The organism is Synechococcus sp. W4D4 (assembly GCF_047716805.1).
Lineage (GTDB): Bacteria > Cyanobacteriota > Cyanobacteriia > PCC-6307 > Cyanobiaceae > Vulcanococcus.
The window spans coordinates 615,323-630,589 of record NZ_CP180404.1 but is presented as its reverse complement, the minus strand read 5'-3'; the positions used below and the strand labels follow the sequence as shown (position 1 = coordinate 630,589).

The following is a 15,267-nucleotide window of genomic DNA, read 5'->3' as shown; positions in this document are numbered from 1 at the left end:
GGATTAGATCGGCAGGTTGCTAATCACCAGCTGGCGCTGACTGTCATGCTTCAGCCAACCCTCCTCCCGCAGCAAACCCAAGATCCGGGTCACGGTGACGCGAGTGGTGCACAGCGCACCGGCAATGTCCTGGTGGGTTAATCGCAGATTCAATCGTAGACCGTCCTCACAGGGCTGGCCGTACTCCTCAGCAAGCAATTCCAGAAAGCCGCGCACCCGGTCTTCAACACGGCGACGTCCCAGAAGCGCAATCAAAGCCTCGGACTGACGGGTACGACTGATCAGCGCCAACATCAGTGTCTGTGCAAGATGCGGGGCCTGCTGAATCTCCTCCATAGGAAGGCAGAGCAGATCGCAATCACTCAACGTCGTGGCCTCGTAGAGATCCAGGTTGCTGAGAGGCTCGCCGAAAGGTTCGTTCGGACCGGCGAGTGCCAGAAGAACATCTTCCCCCTGCTCATTCATCGAGCTCAGCTTGACCATGCCACGCGCCACCAACCAAACGTGGTTGCGAAGCATGGGCACGCGGCTACCGGCGGTCAGGGTGACGAGATCGCGGCGACGGAAAGTATCTTCGAGCATTCCTCGGAAGCTCGAGGAATGGCTAGGCGTGAAAACCATGGAGCGGTGTGCTCAGGCGTCCAGAGCAATGTATGAAGCCCGACCAGACCAGCAACAAAGACTGGGTAGCCAATTGGTTAAGCATCGGTTAGCACCAGCAACCGTTGATAAAGGCGCAATCGATCGCCCTTGGTGAGCCAGGCCCGGGAGAGCTCCAACCAACGCAGCCAGGCCTGATCACGGGCAGCGTCCAACTGATCAGAGAACCGCGGCAGCGCTTTCTTGGGATTGAGATCAAGGCTGGTACGCAGGGCTCCTCGCAGCACCACTAGGTCGTTGAGGTCACCCAGACAATCCTGCAGAGCCTTGAGCTGAGCCAGCAGGGAGCCATGCTCCACAACGGCGGCCTGATGAAAATGTGCCAGGCCGTAGCGGAGCGTTTTCAGTCGCTTGCGCAACTGATGCAGAACGGCAGCCGAGCTGGGTTCGCTGGCATCAGGAACCATCCAGCCCGGTAACAGAAAGAGATCGCCGATCAGCTGACCCTGGAGCTCCGGCAGCCAATCGTGCAGGGGCTCCGCGGCAAGAGCGGTACCGATAGGAGCTTTGATCCAGGCCTGCAGCCGAGAGAGCATCTTCAGGTAGCGCTGACTGCGCAGGGTCTCACTGAGCTCAGCAAAAGCCAGTCGACGCTCCCGCTTGAGTTGCTTCCGAAACGGTTTAATCGCCACCACTTCGGCCTCGGGAAGCAGCGGCAACAAGGATGCATCGATCCGCTGACGCAATACATCCAGATCGCGCGTGAGTCCCAGCCGACTACAGAGTTTGGCAATGCGCGGCGCACTGAACTCCTCAGGCCAGACCCCGAGGGCCGAGAACTGCAGCCGAAGGGTTTTCAGTTGGCGAAGGTTGACCCTGAGCTGATGCAGAGGTTCCGGATCCTGATCCGCGAGAACATCGGACTGCAGGGAAATGATCCGCCTGAGGTTCTCGTGCATGGCCCCCTGCACGTACACCAAGCAGGTGACATCAGTTTGAGGTGTGAATTTCACCACAGCCTGAGCAGCGGCATGCTCCAGAGCTAACGCCGCTGACAGCCAGATGGATTAACGGCGAATTAATACCGAGCAATCAAAAAAAGAGACGTGCGGGTGTTGAGCCACTCTCCAGGAGTTGCTCACGCCAGCGGGCATCGCAATCCTGCGGCTCTGCAGCGCCAGGGACTGATTGCTCAGAAGAGTCCACGCGAAGCGGTTCAGAGACGCCAGGATCGTGCGACTGAGAGCCGGAGGAAAGGTCGTGGGATTGGCTCACGCGAGTGGTCCAAAACCCGGTTCTAACCTCAGCATCAACGCGCGGACCGTTAACAGTCAAGAAGAAAGATTAAAGAGCGCGTAACACTGGAGTTGAATCAATAGAAGACGATCCGGCCATGCGCTGGATTTGGGTCACAGCGACAAGGCAAAGACCCTGAATCAGCAGGCAGGAGAGTGAAGACCGGAGCCAGCTCACGCCCATCCGAAAGCAACTGCTGTATTGCAACAGAAGAGTCGCTCCCGCAGGCGTGATCAGGGCTACAGGCAAGAGAATAGTGAGCCACAAAACAAGGCCAGGCCGCCTTAACCGGCCCATAACCTTGACCAGGTAGACGGGAGCTTGGCATCCAGAACGATGGACGTAGACGACGTCAGGGCGAAGCGATATATCAATCGTGAATTGAGCTGGATTGCCTTCAATCAACGGGTTCTCGATCTTGCTTTGCAGAGCAAGTCACCTCTGCTTGAGCAGGCCAAGTTCAGCGCGATTTTTAGCAATAATCTCGATGAATTCTTTATGGTCAGGGTGGCCTCCCTGATCGCACAACTAGAGTCCAATTCCAGCCGACTCAGTATTGACGGAAGCTCGGCGGCTGAACAATTACAAGCGATCCACCATCAGCTAGGGCCGCTCCTCAAGCAGCAGCACCACCATCTCAAGCACCGGCTTCTGCCCCAACTGGAGCAGCGAGGCGTTGGCATCCTGGACTACCCACAACTCTCCAGACGCCAAAAGGATTGGCTGGCGAGTTACTTCCAGGCCCAGATTCAGCCGGTCCTCACGGCGACACGACTGAACATCCCAGGAAAACCATTTCCCTTCATCAGCAGCCTGAGCATCAACCTCGCAGTCGAGATTCAAGGTTCGGGCTTAGGTACGAACGAACTGATTCGCCTGAAGCTTCCCAACAAAAACATCCCACGCTGGATCACCCTTCCGGTGGCCTTGCACGGAGAACGCGCTGGCGCCCTTCACCTCTGCGTCCCGCTCGAGCAGGTCATCCGCAACAACCTGAGGGCCCTCCTTCCAGGACGCCGGATCAGCAGCATCAGTCTGTTCCGCGTCACCCGCGACGCCGATCTCGCTCTCCAAGAGGAGGAGGCCGAGGATCTGATGGAGGCGATGCAAACCAGTCTCCGGCGCAGAAAAGCCGGTGGCGAGGTCGTGCGCCTAGAACTCAGCGGCGACACCCCCCGCAGGGTTCAACAGCAACTGATCGCTGGCATGGGGGTGGACGCCAATTGGGTGCAACGGGTGGACAGATTCCTCGGGCTCGAGGACCTGATGGCGCTGCACGGGGTCAATGCACCAGCCCTCAAGGACCGCCCCTTCCATGGCTCAACCCCCGCACCCCTACGGGGCTGCCAGTCTCCAGAGGAGGGACGACAAGCTCGCGAAAGCATCTTTACGGCGATTCGACGGGGTGATGTGCTCCTGCACCATCCCTTTGATCGCTTTGAGTCCACGGTGGAGGAGTTCATCCACCAAGCCGCCTGCGACCCGGACGTTCAAGCGATCAAGATCACGCTCTATCGCGTCTCCAAGGATTCCCCGATCATCGCCAGCCTGATTGCTGCGGCGGAACGCGGCAAACAGGTCTTGGCACTCGTCGAACTCAAGGCACGCTTCGACGAAGACAACAACATCCGCTGGGCACGGCAACTGGAGCGCTCAGGGGTGCATGTGGTGTATGGGGTGATCGGCCTCAAAACCCACACCAAAATTGCGCTGGTGATCCGGCGTGAGAAAGGAGTGCTTCGGACCTACAGCCACGTCGGCACCGGGAACTACAACTCCAAAACAGCCGCGCTCTACACCGATCTGGGCCTGCTCTCGGCGGATGCCGACTTGGGGCAAGACCTGATCAGCCTGTTCAACTACCTGACCGGCTTCTCCAAACAGAGTGCTTACCGGAAATTGCTCGTGGCACCGACGACCCTGAGGGAACGGATGCTGGAGCTGATCGAGCGAGAAATCCAGCACGCCCATGCCGGGCGCCGCTGCGGGATCAAAGCCAAGATGAATGCGTTGGTGGATCAACGCCTGATCGACAAGCTCTATGACGCCTCAAAGGCAGGGGTTCCGGTCGAGCTGATTGTGAGGGGGGCCTGCAGCTGCACCAGCGGAGTCGCTGGCCTGAGTGAGCGGATCAGGATTCGCAGTGTTGTGGGCCGCTTCCTTGAACACTCACGAGTCTTCTGGTTCGAGAACGACAACGCGCCCCAGGTCTGGCTGGGAAGCGCCGATTGGATGCCTCGCAACCTGGACCGCAGGGTGGAGGCCGTCGTACCGATTGAGCAACCCGGCCTGGTGGAACGGCTAGGGGAACTACTGGAGCTCTACATCAAGGACAGCTCAGCGGGCTGGCTGCTTCAGGCCAACGGCCGCTACAGGCCGCCCGGGCAAGAAACGCCAGATAACAGCGCCCAAGAGCAGCTGATGCAGAGCAAGAGATGATCAGCCTCGGGGAGCTGGGTCTGATCTGCCTGCGCTTGGGGGCTGTAGCTTTTGGGGGTCCCAAGGCCCATATGGCGCTGCTGCGGGAGACGTTTGTTGAACAACGCCTCTGGGTCAAAGCAGAAGACTTTGAAGAAGGGCTCGCCCTCTGCGAAGCACTGCCGGGACCGGCCTCAAGCCAAATGGCGATCTTTCTGGGCTGGCGCTGCCGCGGTATGGCCGGGGGATTAGTGAGCGGCCTTGGATTTCTTCTGCCTGGATTGCTCGTGGTCCTCGCCTTGAGTGTCCTTTGGCGGTCCAGCAGCGACCTCAAGGCACTCCGGGCGATCTCCTCGGCGATCCAACCGGTGGTTGCCGCTGTGATCTGGGCCTTTGCCGCGCAACTCCTCCAGCGCAAACGCCCAACCTGGGAGCGCTGGAGTGCAGGCTTGGTCTTTGTGATGTTGGCCGCCTGTCAGCTGTGGGGAGTCAATGCGCCGCTTGGCCTCGTGTTGCTGGCGAGCGGGCTGTTGCGCATGGCGTGGCAGCAGAGGACGCGTTCTCTATCCCTGGCTCCATGGCTGGGGTTGGAACTGCTCATGGCGGCCCAGCCCAAGCTGCACCTCATCGCTGAACTCTTCGACGTCTTCCTGCGGGCAGGTTTGCTCATTTTTGGAGGCGGCTTTGTGATCATCCCGCTGCTGGAGGGGCCGGTTCTCGATCACGGCTGGATGAGCAGCGGTGGCTTTCTCGATGGCATCGCCATTGGTCAACTCTCCCCAGGACCGGTGGTGCTCAGCAGCGCCTTCGTGGGATTTCAAGCCGGGGCCAACCTGGCAGGGGGTTGGTTCGCGATCGCGGCAGCGTTGGTCGCGACAACAGCCATCTTCCTGCCGAGTTTTGCCTTCATCCTTGCGGCCGCACCCCTGATCGAGAGAATCCGAACCCGCCCCATCGTTCAGGCGTTTCGAGACGGCGTCATCGCGGCTGTTCCAGCCGTGGTCGCCGCAGCAGCCCTTCGCCTGAGCCTGGACAGTCTGCATGGGCTCGGCCAATGGTCCGTCCTGCTCGTCACCTTCGTGCTGCAACTGCAGTGGAAGATCTCACCGGCGGCACTGCTGCTGGGGGCAGCGGGCCTTGGACTGCTGGTGGCTCGCTAAGACTCAGTCCTCAAACAAGTGGGAGCGGCTCAAGCCCAACTCACTCCAGAGCTTCTTGATCTCGTCGTAGGCCGCATCCTGGGTGATCTTTCCATTGCCCTGTAAGCCAACGATCAGGCCAACGCGGTCAGCAAAGCGTTCAAGGTTTTGATGGAAGAGCAACCGCTCCGGTGACCAGTCCGGTCCTCTGTAGTGGCTGAAGGCCTCGAGCGGGGTGGGGCCTACGTCCGAGCGGTCAGGCTCATTGGGCTGAAAGGAGTGCATAGCGGTAACTCGCAATCAACCAAAGCGCCCAGAGACATAGTCCTGGGTGGCCTGTTGGCGCGGTGCATTGAAGATGGTTTCGGTATCCGCAAATTCCTCCAGACAGCCCACTTTGGCGTCGGTGTCCTCAAAGCTGTTGACATTGAAGAAGCCCGTCATGTCGCTCACACGCACGGCCTGTTGCATGTTGTGGGTGACGATGACGATCGTGTAGCTGTTCTTCAGCTCATGGATCATCTCTTCGATCTTCAAGGTAGAGATAGGGTCCAAGGCGGAGCAGGGTTCATCCATCAGGATCACCTCCGGTTCCACAGCAATGGTGCGGGCAATGCAGAGGCGCTGTTGTTGACCACCGGAGAGGGCATAGCCACTTTCGGCCAGCTTGTCCTTGGTCTCATCCCAAAGTGCGGCCTTGCGCAGAGATCGCTCCACCAGCTCATCCATGTCGCCGGAATAGCCATTAATGCGTGCACCAAAAGCAATGTTCTCGTAGATGCTCTTGGGGAAGGGATTGGGCTTTTGAAACACCATGCCGATGCGCCGTCGCACCTCGACCGGGTCAACGGCAGACGAATACATGTCGTGGCCATCGAAGATCACCCGCCCCTGCAATGAACAACCGTCAATCAGATCATTCATGCGGTTCAGCGCACGCAGCACCGTACTCTTGCCGCAACCAGATGGACCGATAAAGGCCGTGACCTGGTGGCGTGGGATCTGCATATGTACCCCGCGAACGGCCACGTTGGAGAAGTAACTAATGCTGACATTCTCCAGTTCCAGGCAAGGGGAGGAGGGAACGGCTTGGTTCATGGCAACTCAGGAGATCAGGACAAGAGGGTGTAAACGGAAGGACTAGTTGGATGTGACCCGCGAGATCCAGCGCGCCAGAAGATTGGAGAGCAAGATCATCACCACCAACACAAAAGAAGAGGCCCAAGCCAAGTTGTTCTGGAATTCCAGCGGCATGATCGCAAAGTTGTAGATCAGCACCGACATCGAGGCGATCGGGCCGAGAATGCCTTCGGGCCAGAAGGGAGAAAAGAGCGCGGTAAAGATCAAGGGAGCTGTTTCACCCGCTGCTCGGGCAATACCCAACACAACCCCTGTCGCGATCGAGGTTAAAGACGCAGGCAGCGTGACCTGCGTGACCGTGACAAACTGCGAGGCGCCCAACCCCAAGGACCCCCAGCGCAATTCATTGGGCACCAATTTCAACGCTTCATCGGTGGTCTTGATCACGGTTGGCAGCATCAAGACGGCCAGCGCAATTCCTCCAGCAAGGGCGCTGTAGCTCTGGCCGAAGAGCAACCGGGTACTCACGATCAAGCCATAGACAAAGACGCCGCAGATGATCGAGGGCACACCAGCCAAGACATTGGTTCCAAAGCGAACAAAGGAGGCAAAGGAACCGGAACGGGAGAATTCCGCGAGATAGATGCCACCGCCAATGCCAACGGGAACGGCAATGACGCTGGCAATCAAGGTGACGATGATGGTGCCGACGATGGCATTGCCGATGCCGCCCTCCTCAAGACCTGGAGGTGGGGGCAATTCGGTCAACAGCGAGACGGAAAGAAAGGATCCGCCCTTCAGCAGCACGTAGCCCAGCACCAGCACGAGTGGCAGGACTGCGAAGCAGGAAAACGCAACAGCAACCGCTGTCAACGCAAAATTCCAGCGATTGCGGGGCAGGTTCGGGTTGAAATAAAGCGAGCGATTCGACCTAGAAATCGACATTGGTCTTCCTCCTAGGCGTACTTCAAACTGAGCCGACGCACAATCCACTGCGCCAACACGTTGACGACCAGCGTCATGATCATCAAGACAAACGCGGCATACATCAGAGCGGAGATCTGAATACCGTCGGCTTCGCCGAACTGGTTGGCCAGCATGGCCGAGATGGTGTTCGCAGGAGCCAAGAGGCTCAAGCTGAAGTTGTTGGAATTACCGATGATCATGGTGACCGCCATGGTTTCCCCCATCGCCCGGCCCAAGGCCAACATCACACCACCGGTGATCCCCGAGACAGCCGCGGGCAAAATCACCTGAACAATCGCCTGCCAACGGGTCGTGCCGACGCCGTAGGCCGCTTGGCGGAGTTCATTTGGCACTTGCTGCAGTGAATCCCTGGCAATCGCGGTGATGATGGGCAAGATCATCACCACAAGGATCAAGACAGCAGGAGCCATCCCAGGTCCCAAGGGCTCCGTCGCGAAGAAGGGCATCCAGCCCAATCGGTCGTGCAAGACCTGAAGAATGGGCCGAAGGAACGGCTCCATCACAAAGATCGCCCAGAGGCCGAGCACAACCGATGGAATCGCCGCGAGCAGCTCGACCATCAAGCCGATCACTTGCCGGTAGCCGGAAGGAATCAAGTTCTCGGTAATAAAGATGGCCGTTCCCACACCCAACGGCACCGCAATCAAGATGGCCAACACGGACGACACCAACGTGCCGTAGATCGCCGTAAGTGCGCCATAGCTATTCAGGCCAGGATCCCAATCGGAGACAACCAAAAAGGACAGACCGAATTCGGCCATCGCCTCCCTTGATCCCCACAGAACGGTGATCAAGATCCCAGCCAGAACCAAGCCCACGATCGAGGCCAAACCGACAACAAGTCGCCTGAATCCCTCATCAACCAACTTCTCGGAAATGGGCCGTCGTCGAAGCGTGTAAACCGGAGGAGCCCCCTGCGCACAGGGAGGAGGCACGGTCTGATCCACAACCAGAAAGTCACTTCCTATAAGTTGTCACAACCCAGGCAAAGTCTCCTTAAGAGGCGCTTAACAAGAGCGACCATCGTCGACAAGCAAAAGGCTGACAAAGCACTTTCTTGGTAGCAAGGAATACTCCACACAAGAAAAAAAGCCGATATCTTTAACAAACTATGTTAATCAACATTGCTGGTAAACACCCCGTTCGGATCCATCAGCTTCGTCCCCGGGTGCGGATGGGTGAACAGTGTCAACCAGCGCGATCAGCCTGGGAAGCGCAAGAAGCAAAAATCAGAAAAAGGGGAGCAGTCCCCAGCAGTGGACAAGAGATAGATCTATTGCCAAAAAAAAACCACCCTCGAAGGGGTGGTTTTTTTTGGCAACTCGACTCAGCTCACAAGAAAAAAAGGGCAGGGGATCAAACCTGCCCTTCATCCATCAGTCATCCCGAAGGATCACTTGCCGATCTTGTTCACAGCAGCGCGGGCTTTCGAGAGGATCGCGCCCTTAAGGGGTACGAAACCGAGGTCGTCAGCCTTGGCCTGAGCCTGGTCGCTCAGCATGTAGTTGAAGGTCTTCTTGATGGTGTCGGCGTTGGCACCATTGCCCTTGGCATAGGCCAGGGCCCAGGTGAGGGTCGCGATGGGATACGCGCCCTTTGCGGTGGGGTTGGGGTTCGAGCCAGCCAGGTTCTGATCGAGCTTGATGCCGTTCAGAGCCTTCGCACCGGAGGTGTAGCTGGGCTTGATGAACTCACCCGACTTGTTCTGCAGAGCAGCAGCCTTGACGGCACCACGGATGTAGGACTGGTTGACGTACCCAATCGCACCCTGTTTATTGGCGATCACGCCGGCGACACCGGAGTTGCCCTTGGCACCCACGGCGTTCGCACCAGGCCAACGCACGGACTTACCAACACCCAACTTCCACTCCGGGGAGAAAGAAGCAAGGGATTGCGTGAAAGCCTTGGTGGTTCCGGAGCCATCGGAGCGGTGCACCCAGGTGATGGCACCAGCGGAGCAACCGAGGTCCTTCCAGTTGGTGATCTTGCCGATCGCCACTTGGACAGCTTGCTTCTGGGTGAGCTTGAGCTCGCAGCCGGGCTTGTTGTAACCAAAGGCGATGGTGCCGCCCACCATGGGGATCTGGACCAGACCGCGGGTCACCTTGGCAATGTCCTTGGCCTTCATCGGATCATCAGAGGCCGCGAAGTTCACGGTCTGGTCGATGAAGGCCTTCCGGCCGGAGCCGGAGCCAACGGCTTGGTAGTTGACCTGGGGGCCACCAGCCTTCGCCAGGTCAGCGAACCAGCGCTGATAGATCTTGGCGGGGAAGGTTGCGCCAGCAGCACTGAGGCGGTCTGCGGCCGAGGCGGACATGCCGGTGCCGACCGCCAGCAAGGAGCCGATCAGAAGGGCCTTCTTCGCGAAGGTCATGGATAAAACCTTTGGGGTTCTTCTCCATCAACGCAACCGAAGCTCCACCCCGCGTTAGGGGCGGGTTAAGGCTGCGTGAACATTGCATCAATCAACAGCAGGACTGGGCTTTGAGCGGCTCACAGGTCTGCAAACGCTCAAGCCAATCGCCCAACTCCGCGAACGCTTCCGGGCGCAGGCGGTAGTAGATCCAACGTCCCTGGACGCGGGACTCCAGCAGGCCCGCCTCCCGCATCACCTTGAGGTGAAAAGAGAGCTTGGACTGGGCCACTCCCATCTGCTCGGTGAGCTCACAGACGCAGCGCTCTCCGGCCGCCAAGGCCCGCACCACCTCTAGGCGGCGCGGGTCCGCCAAGGCTTTGAACAGGGCACAGAGCTGCTGAGCACTGGTGGCTGGGGTCATGGCTCAGGCCGCGCCTAACCGAACCTTAACCAATCAAGAAACCTTGATGCATCAAGATTGGTTGATTGATCGTGTGCAGCGCATGCGGATTGGCATCAACGGCTTCGGGCGGATCGGACGGCTGGTCTGCCGCGCCCTCTGGGGAAGGCCGGGCATTGAAATCGTTCTGATCAACGACAACCAGGCCACGGCCGAGTCCGCCGCCCACCTGCTCTGCTTCGATTCCGTCCATGGGCGCTGGGATCGCCAGGCGGAAGCGACCAGCGAAACCGCACTGCTGATCGGCGGGCAACGCCTGGGTTTCAGCCGCTGCGCCACCCCCGCTGAGGTGCCCTGGGCGGCCGCCGGGGTGGAACTGGTGCTCGAATGCAGCGGGCGCTTCAAGACCACGGAGACCCTGGAGCCCTACTTCAGCCAGACCGGGATCAAGCGTGTGGTGGTGGGCTGCCCGGTCAAGGGGGCACTGAACATCGTCTACGGGATCAACCACGATCTCTATGACCGAAGCGAGCACCGGCTGCTGACGGCGGCGTCCTGCACCACCAACTGCCTGGCTCCGATCGTGAAGGTCGTGCACGAGCAGTTCGGGATTCGTCACGGCTCGATCACGACCCTGCACGACGTCACCAACACCCAGGTCGTCGTTGATGCCTTCAAGAGCGACCTACGGCGTTCACGCTCCTGCCTTCAATCGCTGATCCCAACAACCACCGGTTCAGCCAAGGCGATCGCAATGATCTTCCCGGAACTCGAGGGCAAGCTCAACGGCCATGCCGTGCGCATTCCCCTGCTGAATGCCTCCTTGACCGACGCGGTCTTTGAGCTGGAGCGGCCCACCAGCACCGAGGCGGTCAACCAAGCCTTCCAGCAGGCGTCCCAAGGGGCACTCCAAGGCATCCTCGGCTACGAAACCAGGCCCCTGGTCTCGGTGGATTACGTCAACGACAACCGCAGCGTGGTGGTTGATGCCCCCTCGACGATGGTGGTCGATGGCACCCAGCTAAAGGTCTACGGCTGGTACGACAACGAGTGGGGCTACAGCTCCCGCATGGCCGATCTGGTCTGCCATGTGATCGAGCAGGGATGAGCAGCCTCAGCGCCCTCGAGCAATACCAGCGGGTCACCGCGAACTACTGGGCCTTCACCCTGACCGATGGGGCCCTACGGATGCTGGTGGTCTTCCACTTCCACCAGCTGGGTTACACCAGCTTGGAGATCGCCTTTCTCTTTCTCTTCTACGAATTCTTCGGGATTCTCACGAACCTCTATGGCGGCTGGCTCGGGGCACGTTTTGGCCTGCGCCTGACCCTCTGGCTGGGCACCTGGCTGCAGATCGGCGCCCTGCTGATGCTGATTCCAGTGGCGGATTCCTGGCCGAAGTGGTGGAGCGTCGCCTATGTGATGGCCGCCCAGGCCCTCAGCGGAATCGCCAAGGATCTCAACAAGATGAGCGCCAAAAGTGCGATCAAGACCGTTGTCAACAGCAACGACGGTGATCAGCAACTCTTCCGCTGGGTCGCGATCCTGACCGGCTCGAAGAACGCCCTCAAGGGGGTCGGCTTTTTCCTTGGTGGCGTACTGCTGACGGCCCTGGGCTTCAACGCCTCGGTGGGCGTGATGGCGGCGGGATTGATGCTGGCGTTTCTCGTCACCCTGGGGCTGCCCGCGGACATGGGGCAGATGAAACGCAAACCCAAGGTCCAAACCCTCTTCTCCAAACGCGAAGGGATCAACGTCCTCTCCCTGGCGCGGATGTTCCTGTTTGGCGCCCGCGATGTCTGGTTTGTGGTCGCCCTGCCGGTCTTCCTGGAGACGGCCTTGGGCTGGCGCTTCTGGGAAGTGGGCAGCTTCATGGGCCTCTGGGTGATCGGCTACGGGATCGTCCAGGGGTCCGCCCCGGCACTGCGGCGCAGTTGGGGGCAGACCCGCAGCCCGGGCGTGAGCGCCGTTCAGTTTTGGAGTGCCCTGCTCACCGCTATTCCCGCTTTGATCGCCATCGCCCTCTGGCGGCAGGTGGCGGATCCAGGGCTGGCGATCGTTGCTGGACTGGCCGCCTTTGGCGCGGTCTTTGCCATGAATTCATCGATTCACAGCTACATGGTTCTGGCCTACAGCGACAGCGAGTCGGTGAGCCTGGATGTGGGCTTCTATTACATGGCCAACGCCGCTGGTCGGCTGCTGGGCACCTTGCTCTCGGGCGCCATCTTCCTGATCGGCGGTCTTCAGGCCTGTCTTTGGTGCTCTTCGTTGATGGTCGCCTTGGCCTGGCTCTTCAGCCTGCGCTTACCGCCAGTGCGAGCGGCTCAACGCTGAAACAGAACACGAATTCTGGGGCTGCGCTCCCGGCAGAGCATCGGCGTGTAGTAGCGAACAGCAGCGGTTTCCACCTCATCTGGTGTGATTCCTGAAAAGGACACCCCCTCCCGCTCAAACGCCTCAACGAGCCGCTGCTGTTGGCTGAGCAACAGTGCAGGCTGATCAAAGGAGTCGCAGAGCAGCTGGGCATAGAGGCGAGCCGCACAGCCCGTGTGACCAAAACGACGGACGCAATCCGGCACCGCTTGTGGGGGCTGCGGCTGGGCCCAGCTCGCCATGGGTGCCGCTATCACCAACGCACAAAAGGCTGTGTACAGACCGAGCCGCATTAACGCAGGCGCTCCGGTGAGCAGGCCAAAAAGCGCTCCAACTCCGCTGAATCAAGGCTGGGGGGCTTGGCCTGGGTCAACAGGGCTGGATGAATCGTGCGCAATTGATCCGCCAGCTGATCACGCTCGGTCACCGCCGCCTCCTGGCGCTGTTGTTGGGCGTCCTGCCAGACCAGGCGACGCTTGGTTTCGCTGCGCTGCCACTCCGCAACGGCCTGCTCGTATTGCTCCTGCTCGGTCTGCTGGTCGTAGATCGTCAGCAGGCGCTGCTCCTCAGGGTCCAAGGGCAATGGAGCCATGGCTTGGGTGAATGACTCCGCCTCAATCGCCTTCAGACGGGATTCCGTCTCGCGGTAGCGCTCGACCAAGGGCGGCAGGCTCTCGCGGTAACGGCGGCACTGGACCAAGGCCTGGCGCTGAGCCTCACTGTCCTTCTTTGGCGTGTCCTTCTGATTACGCCCAGAACAACCCGACATCAACACCAGCACCAGCGCCACGGCCCCTAGCCGAGGGAGAGCCATCCCATCCATCCGGGAGAGTGCGCCCATGCTCGCAGGACACGACCACAACGACCCCATTTGGGGGTATCGAGGGAACAGGGGCCAGATCTAGCTGTACTTCGCAGCACAGATGAGCTCTTGGAAAGCATCGACGCCCACATCGCCCAAGACCGCAGCGAGCTGGAACAAGCCCGCATCAAAGGCGACAAATCCAAGGCCGCTCACCTGGAAGCCGAGCTCAAGGACCTGGAGACCTACAAGGCTCACCACCCTGAAGAGAGCAAAGACCCCACCCCAATGGAGGTCTACTGCGATCTAAACCCCGAGGCTCCCGGCTGCCTCGTCTATGACGACTAGTCAAATGACAATGACCGTTCCCCAGGCACCCAGCATCACCATCGGCGAGCTGGAGGCGAACTACCAGCTGTACTGCAAAGCACTCAAGATGCTGATTGCAGAAAAGCGCACCCTCAACAAGATCCAGAAAACGGTGTGTTGGGGAAAGCTGGAGACGCTCCACCACTGCCTCCCCAGGCAGTACAAAGCTCCTGACTATCTCTACGCCCAACTGGTCAAAGCCCAGTCCGCACAACAACAGTGAAGCCACGCCTTCGCTGATAGACCTAGCGCTAAGCGATCATTCAAGCCTGCACGAGGCACCTAGCCTGTGTAGTTTTTTTGATGAAAGATTGATTGTTTTACGAACGAAATAAGTCAGTTCGACACGATCAAACCGGTCAGGCAGGCGCTCATCGATGATGGATGCAGCTCCACTGGAGCTTTCCTCCGCTGAGGAGTGAGCAATGGATCTCACCCCCTATCTCGAGACGCTGCAAGGAAGCAACCTTGATGAGGTGCTCCTATCGGTTGCGGTTAGCGGCAAGGTGGCGCTCGCGATGAAGGGGCGCTTTTTTCTGCGTTGCCTGTGCGAGAGCTTCCGAGAGACTGAACTGATCGGCTGCGCCGTCACCGATGAGAAGAGCTGCCTGAGCTACCTCGGCCAAGAACCCTATGAGCTGCTGATCTGCACCGATTTTCTGGAGAGCGGCAGCGGCTTTGACCTCGCCAAGAAAGCCAAAGCACTGCAGCCCCAGCTGAAGGTCGTGATGTTGGCCCTCGGTGATGCCATCCCGGTGGAGCACGCCGAGGCGCCCTGGCTGGAAGCGGTGGTGGCAGAAGCAGACTTCATCGAAGACCAGAAACCGCTCGAGGCCGCCGTCCTGGCGGTGATGGGGAATCACTCCTACCGGAGTCCCTCCCTGCGCTCAGGGCAGCTGCCCTACCTGAGCTGCCCGCGCCTGACTCCCAGGGAATATGAAGTGCTCGACCTCCTCGCCAGCGGCCTGACGGACCGGGAGATCTCCGAGCAGCTGGTCGTCAGCGAGGAAACAGCGCGGACCTACACCAAGCGACTGTTGAAAACCCTGGAGGTCAACAACAGGGTTCAGGCGGTGCTCAAAGGAATGCGTTGCGGGATGGTCAAGATCTGAGCCAAAGCGTGGCTAGAAACCAGATAGCTGAAGTCTGCTGCCATGGCCAGCCACACCATCAAGCTTGAAGCGGGTGGCTCCTTCCCATGCGACAGCGAGGAGTACATCCTTGATGCAGCCGAGGCCGCCGGCCATGAGCTTCCCTTCTCCTGCCGGGCTGGGGCCTGCAGCACCTGCGCAGCAAAAGTGTTGGAAGGAACGGTGGATCAAGCCGACCAGAGCTTCCTCGATGAAGAGCAAATCGAGCAGGGCTACGCCTTGCTCTGCGTGAGCTATCCACGCAGCGACTGTCTGCTGCGAACGGACGTGGCCGCCGAACTGAATTGAACCCATGA

General features: G+C 59.5%; 18 protein-coding genes. 8 read left to right on the top strand and 10 right to left on the bottom strand.

The genetic code is table 11. The features are described from left to right. Window positions 1-3: 3 nt before the first annotated feature. Together ACLM42_RS03520 and ACLM42_RS03515 are read right to left on the bottom strand one after the other, a co-directional pair. Complete coding sequence (locus ACLM42_RS03520) at window positions 4-621, bottom strand: Crp/Fnr family transcriptional regulator (protein ID WP_415399754.1); 618 nt, start codon at window positions 619-621, stop codon at window positions 4-6. A gap of 77 nt (window positions 622-698) precedes the next feature. Next, complete coding sequence (locus ACLM42_RS03515) at window positions 699-1,613, bottom strand: CHAD domain-containing protein (protein ID WP_415399753.1); 915 nt, start codon at window positions 1,611-1,613, stop codon at window positions 699-701. 619 nt (window positions 1,614-2,232) lie between these two features. Here ACLM42_RS03515 and ppk1 point away from each other — a divergent pair. Further along, a complete protein-coding gene (ppk1, locus tag ACLM42_RS03510; RefSeq protein WP_415399752.1) occupies window positions 2,233-4,335 on the top strand; it encodes a polyphosphate kinase 1 in 2,103 nt (700 codons plus the stop codon). Continuing rightward, window positions 4,332-5,474, top strand: coding sequence for a chromate efflux transporter (chrA, locus tag ACLM42_RS03505; RefSeq protein WP_415399751.1), 1,143 nt, complete (start codon window positions 4,332-4,334; stop codon window positions 5,472-5,474). Before ppk1 ends, chrA begins: the two co-directional genes overlap by 4 nt. A gap of 3 nt (window positions 5,475-5,477) precedes the next feature. On the opposite strand, the gene ACLM42_RS03500 is transcribed toward chrA, so the two are convergent. The 6 genes from ACLM42_RS03500 to ACLM42_RS03475 form a co-directional block, all read right to left on the bottom strand. After that, on the bottom strand, window positions 5,478-5,738 hold the full coding sequence (locus ACLM42_RS03500) for a hypothetical protein (RefSeq protein ID WP_247911310.1): 261 nt from the start codon (window positions 5,736-5,738) through the stop codon (window positions 5,478-5,480). Between the two features lie 15 nt (window positions 5,739-5,753). Then, complete coding sequence (gene pstB / locus ACLM42_RS03495; protein WP_415399749.1) at window positions 5,754-6,551, bottom strand: phosphate ABC transporter ATP-binding protein PstB; 798 nt, start codon at window positions 6,549-6,551, stop codon at window positions 5,754-5,756. A 42-nt stretch (window positions 6,552-6,593) separates the two neighbouring features. Beyond that, on the bottom strand, window positions 6,594-7,478 hold the full coding sequence (gene pstA / locus ACLM42_RS03490; RefSeq protein ID WP_247911936.1) for a phosphate ABC transporter permease PstA: 885 nt from the start codon (window positions 7,476-7,478) through the stop codon (window positions 6,594-6,596). An 11-nt stretch (window positions 7,479-7,489) separates the two neighbouring features. Beyond that, window positions 7,490-8,455 (bottom strand): phosphate ABC transporter permease subunit PstC, encoded by a 966-nt coding sequence (pstC, locus tag ACLM42_RS03485; RefSeq protein WP_415399747.1) that lies wholly within the window; start codon window positions 8,453-8,455, stop codon window positions 7,490-7,492. Window positions 8,456-8,913: 458 nt separating this feature from the next. Next, entirely contained in the window at window positions 8,914-9,894 is a 981-nt protein-coding gene (pstS, locus tag ACLM42_RS03480) for a phosphate ABC transporter substrate-binding protein PstS (protein WP_415399745.1), read from the bottom strand. A gap of 91 nt (window positions 9,895-9,985) precedes the next feature. Then, window positions 9,986-10,297, bottom strand: a complete 312-nt coding sequence (locus tag ACLM42_RS03475) for an ArsR/SmtB family transcription factor (RefSeq protein ID WP_415399743.1) — start codon at window positions 10,295-10,297, stop codon at window positions 9,986-9,988. An 82-nt stretch (window positions 10,298-10,379) separates the two neighbouring features. Here ACLM42_RS03475 and ACLM42_RS03470 point away from each other — a divergent pair, with 82 nt between their 5' ends. Together ACLM42_RS03470 and arsJ are read left to right on the top strand one after the other, a co-directional pair. Then, complete coding sequence (locus ACLM42_RS03470; RefSeq protein ID WP_415400120.1) at window positions 10,380-11,384, top strand: ArsJ-associated glyceraldehyde-3-phosphate dehydrogenase; 1,005 nt, start codon at window positions 10,380-10,382, stop codon at window positions 11,382-11,384. Then, on the top strand, window positions 11,381-12,610 hold the full coding sequence (gene arsJ, locus ACLM42_RS03465) for an organoarsenical effux MFS transporter ArsJ (RefSeq protein WP_415399741.1): 1,230 nt from the start codon (window positions 11,381-11,383) through the stop codon (window positions 12,608-12,610). The genes ACLM42_RS03470 and arsJ overlap by 4 nt, the downstream gene beginning before the upstream one ends. Here the strand turns inward: arsJ and ACLM42_RS03460 are convergent. Together ACLM42_RS03460 and ACLM42_RS03455 are read right to left on the bottom strand one after the other, a co-directional pair. Next, window positions 12,601-12,942: a hypothetical protein gene (locus tag ACLM42_RS03460; protein ID WP_415399739.1), complete on the bottom strand. Its 342-nt coding sequence runs from the start codon at window positions 12,940-12,942 to the stop codon at window positions 12,601-12,603. The two genes, arsJ and ACLM42_RS03460, sit on opposite strands and share 10 nt — an antisense overlap. Further along, the gene (locus ACLM42_RS03455; protein ID WP_415399737.1) at window positions 12,942-13,490 is read right to left on the bottom strand and encodes a hypothetical protein; all 549 of its coding nucleotides are present in this window, start codon (window positions 13,488-13,490) and stop codon (window positions 12,942-12,944) included. The genes ACLM42_RS03460 and ACLM42_RS03455 overlap by 1 nt, the downstream gene beginning before the upstream one ends. A gap of 90 nt (window positions 13,491-13,580) precedes the next feature. On the opposite strand from ACLM42_RS03455, the gene ACLM42_RS03450 reads away from it, so the two are divergent. From ACLM42_RS03450 to ACLM42_RS03435, 4 genes are all read left to right on the top strand, one after another. Next, on the top strand, window positions 13,581-13,799 hold the full coding sequence (locus ACLM42_RS03450; RefSeq protein ID WP_247911319.1) for a CP12 domain-containing protein: 219 nt from the start codon (window positions 13,581-13,583) through the stop codon (window positions 13,797-13,799). Window positions 13,800-13,803: 4 nt separating this feature from the next. Then, on the top strand, window positions 13,804-14,043 hold the full coding sequence (locus tag ACLM42_RS03445; protein WP_247911320.1) for a DUF3136 domain-containing protein: 240 nt from the start codon (window positions 13,804-13,806) through the stop codon (window positions 14,041-14,043). A gap of 202 nt (window positions 14,044-14,245) precedes the next feature. Then, window positions 14,246-14,932, top strand: a complete 687-nt coding sequence (locus tag ACLM42_RS03440; RefSeq protein WP_415399734.1) for a LuxR C-terminal-related transcriptional regulator — start codon at window positions 14,246-14,248, stop codon at window positions 14,930-14,932. A 42-nt stretch (window positions 14,933-14,974) separates the two neighbouring features. Then, entirely contained in the window at window positions 14,975-15,259 is a 285-nt protein-coding gene (locus ACLM42_RS03435; RefSeq protein WP_247911322.1) for a 2Fe-2S iron-sulfur cluster-binding protein, read from the top strand. Window positions 15,260-15,267: the final 8 nt, after the last annotated feature.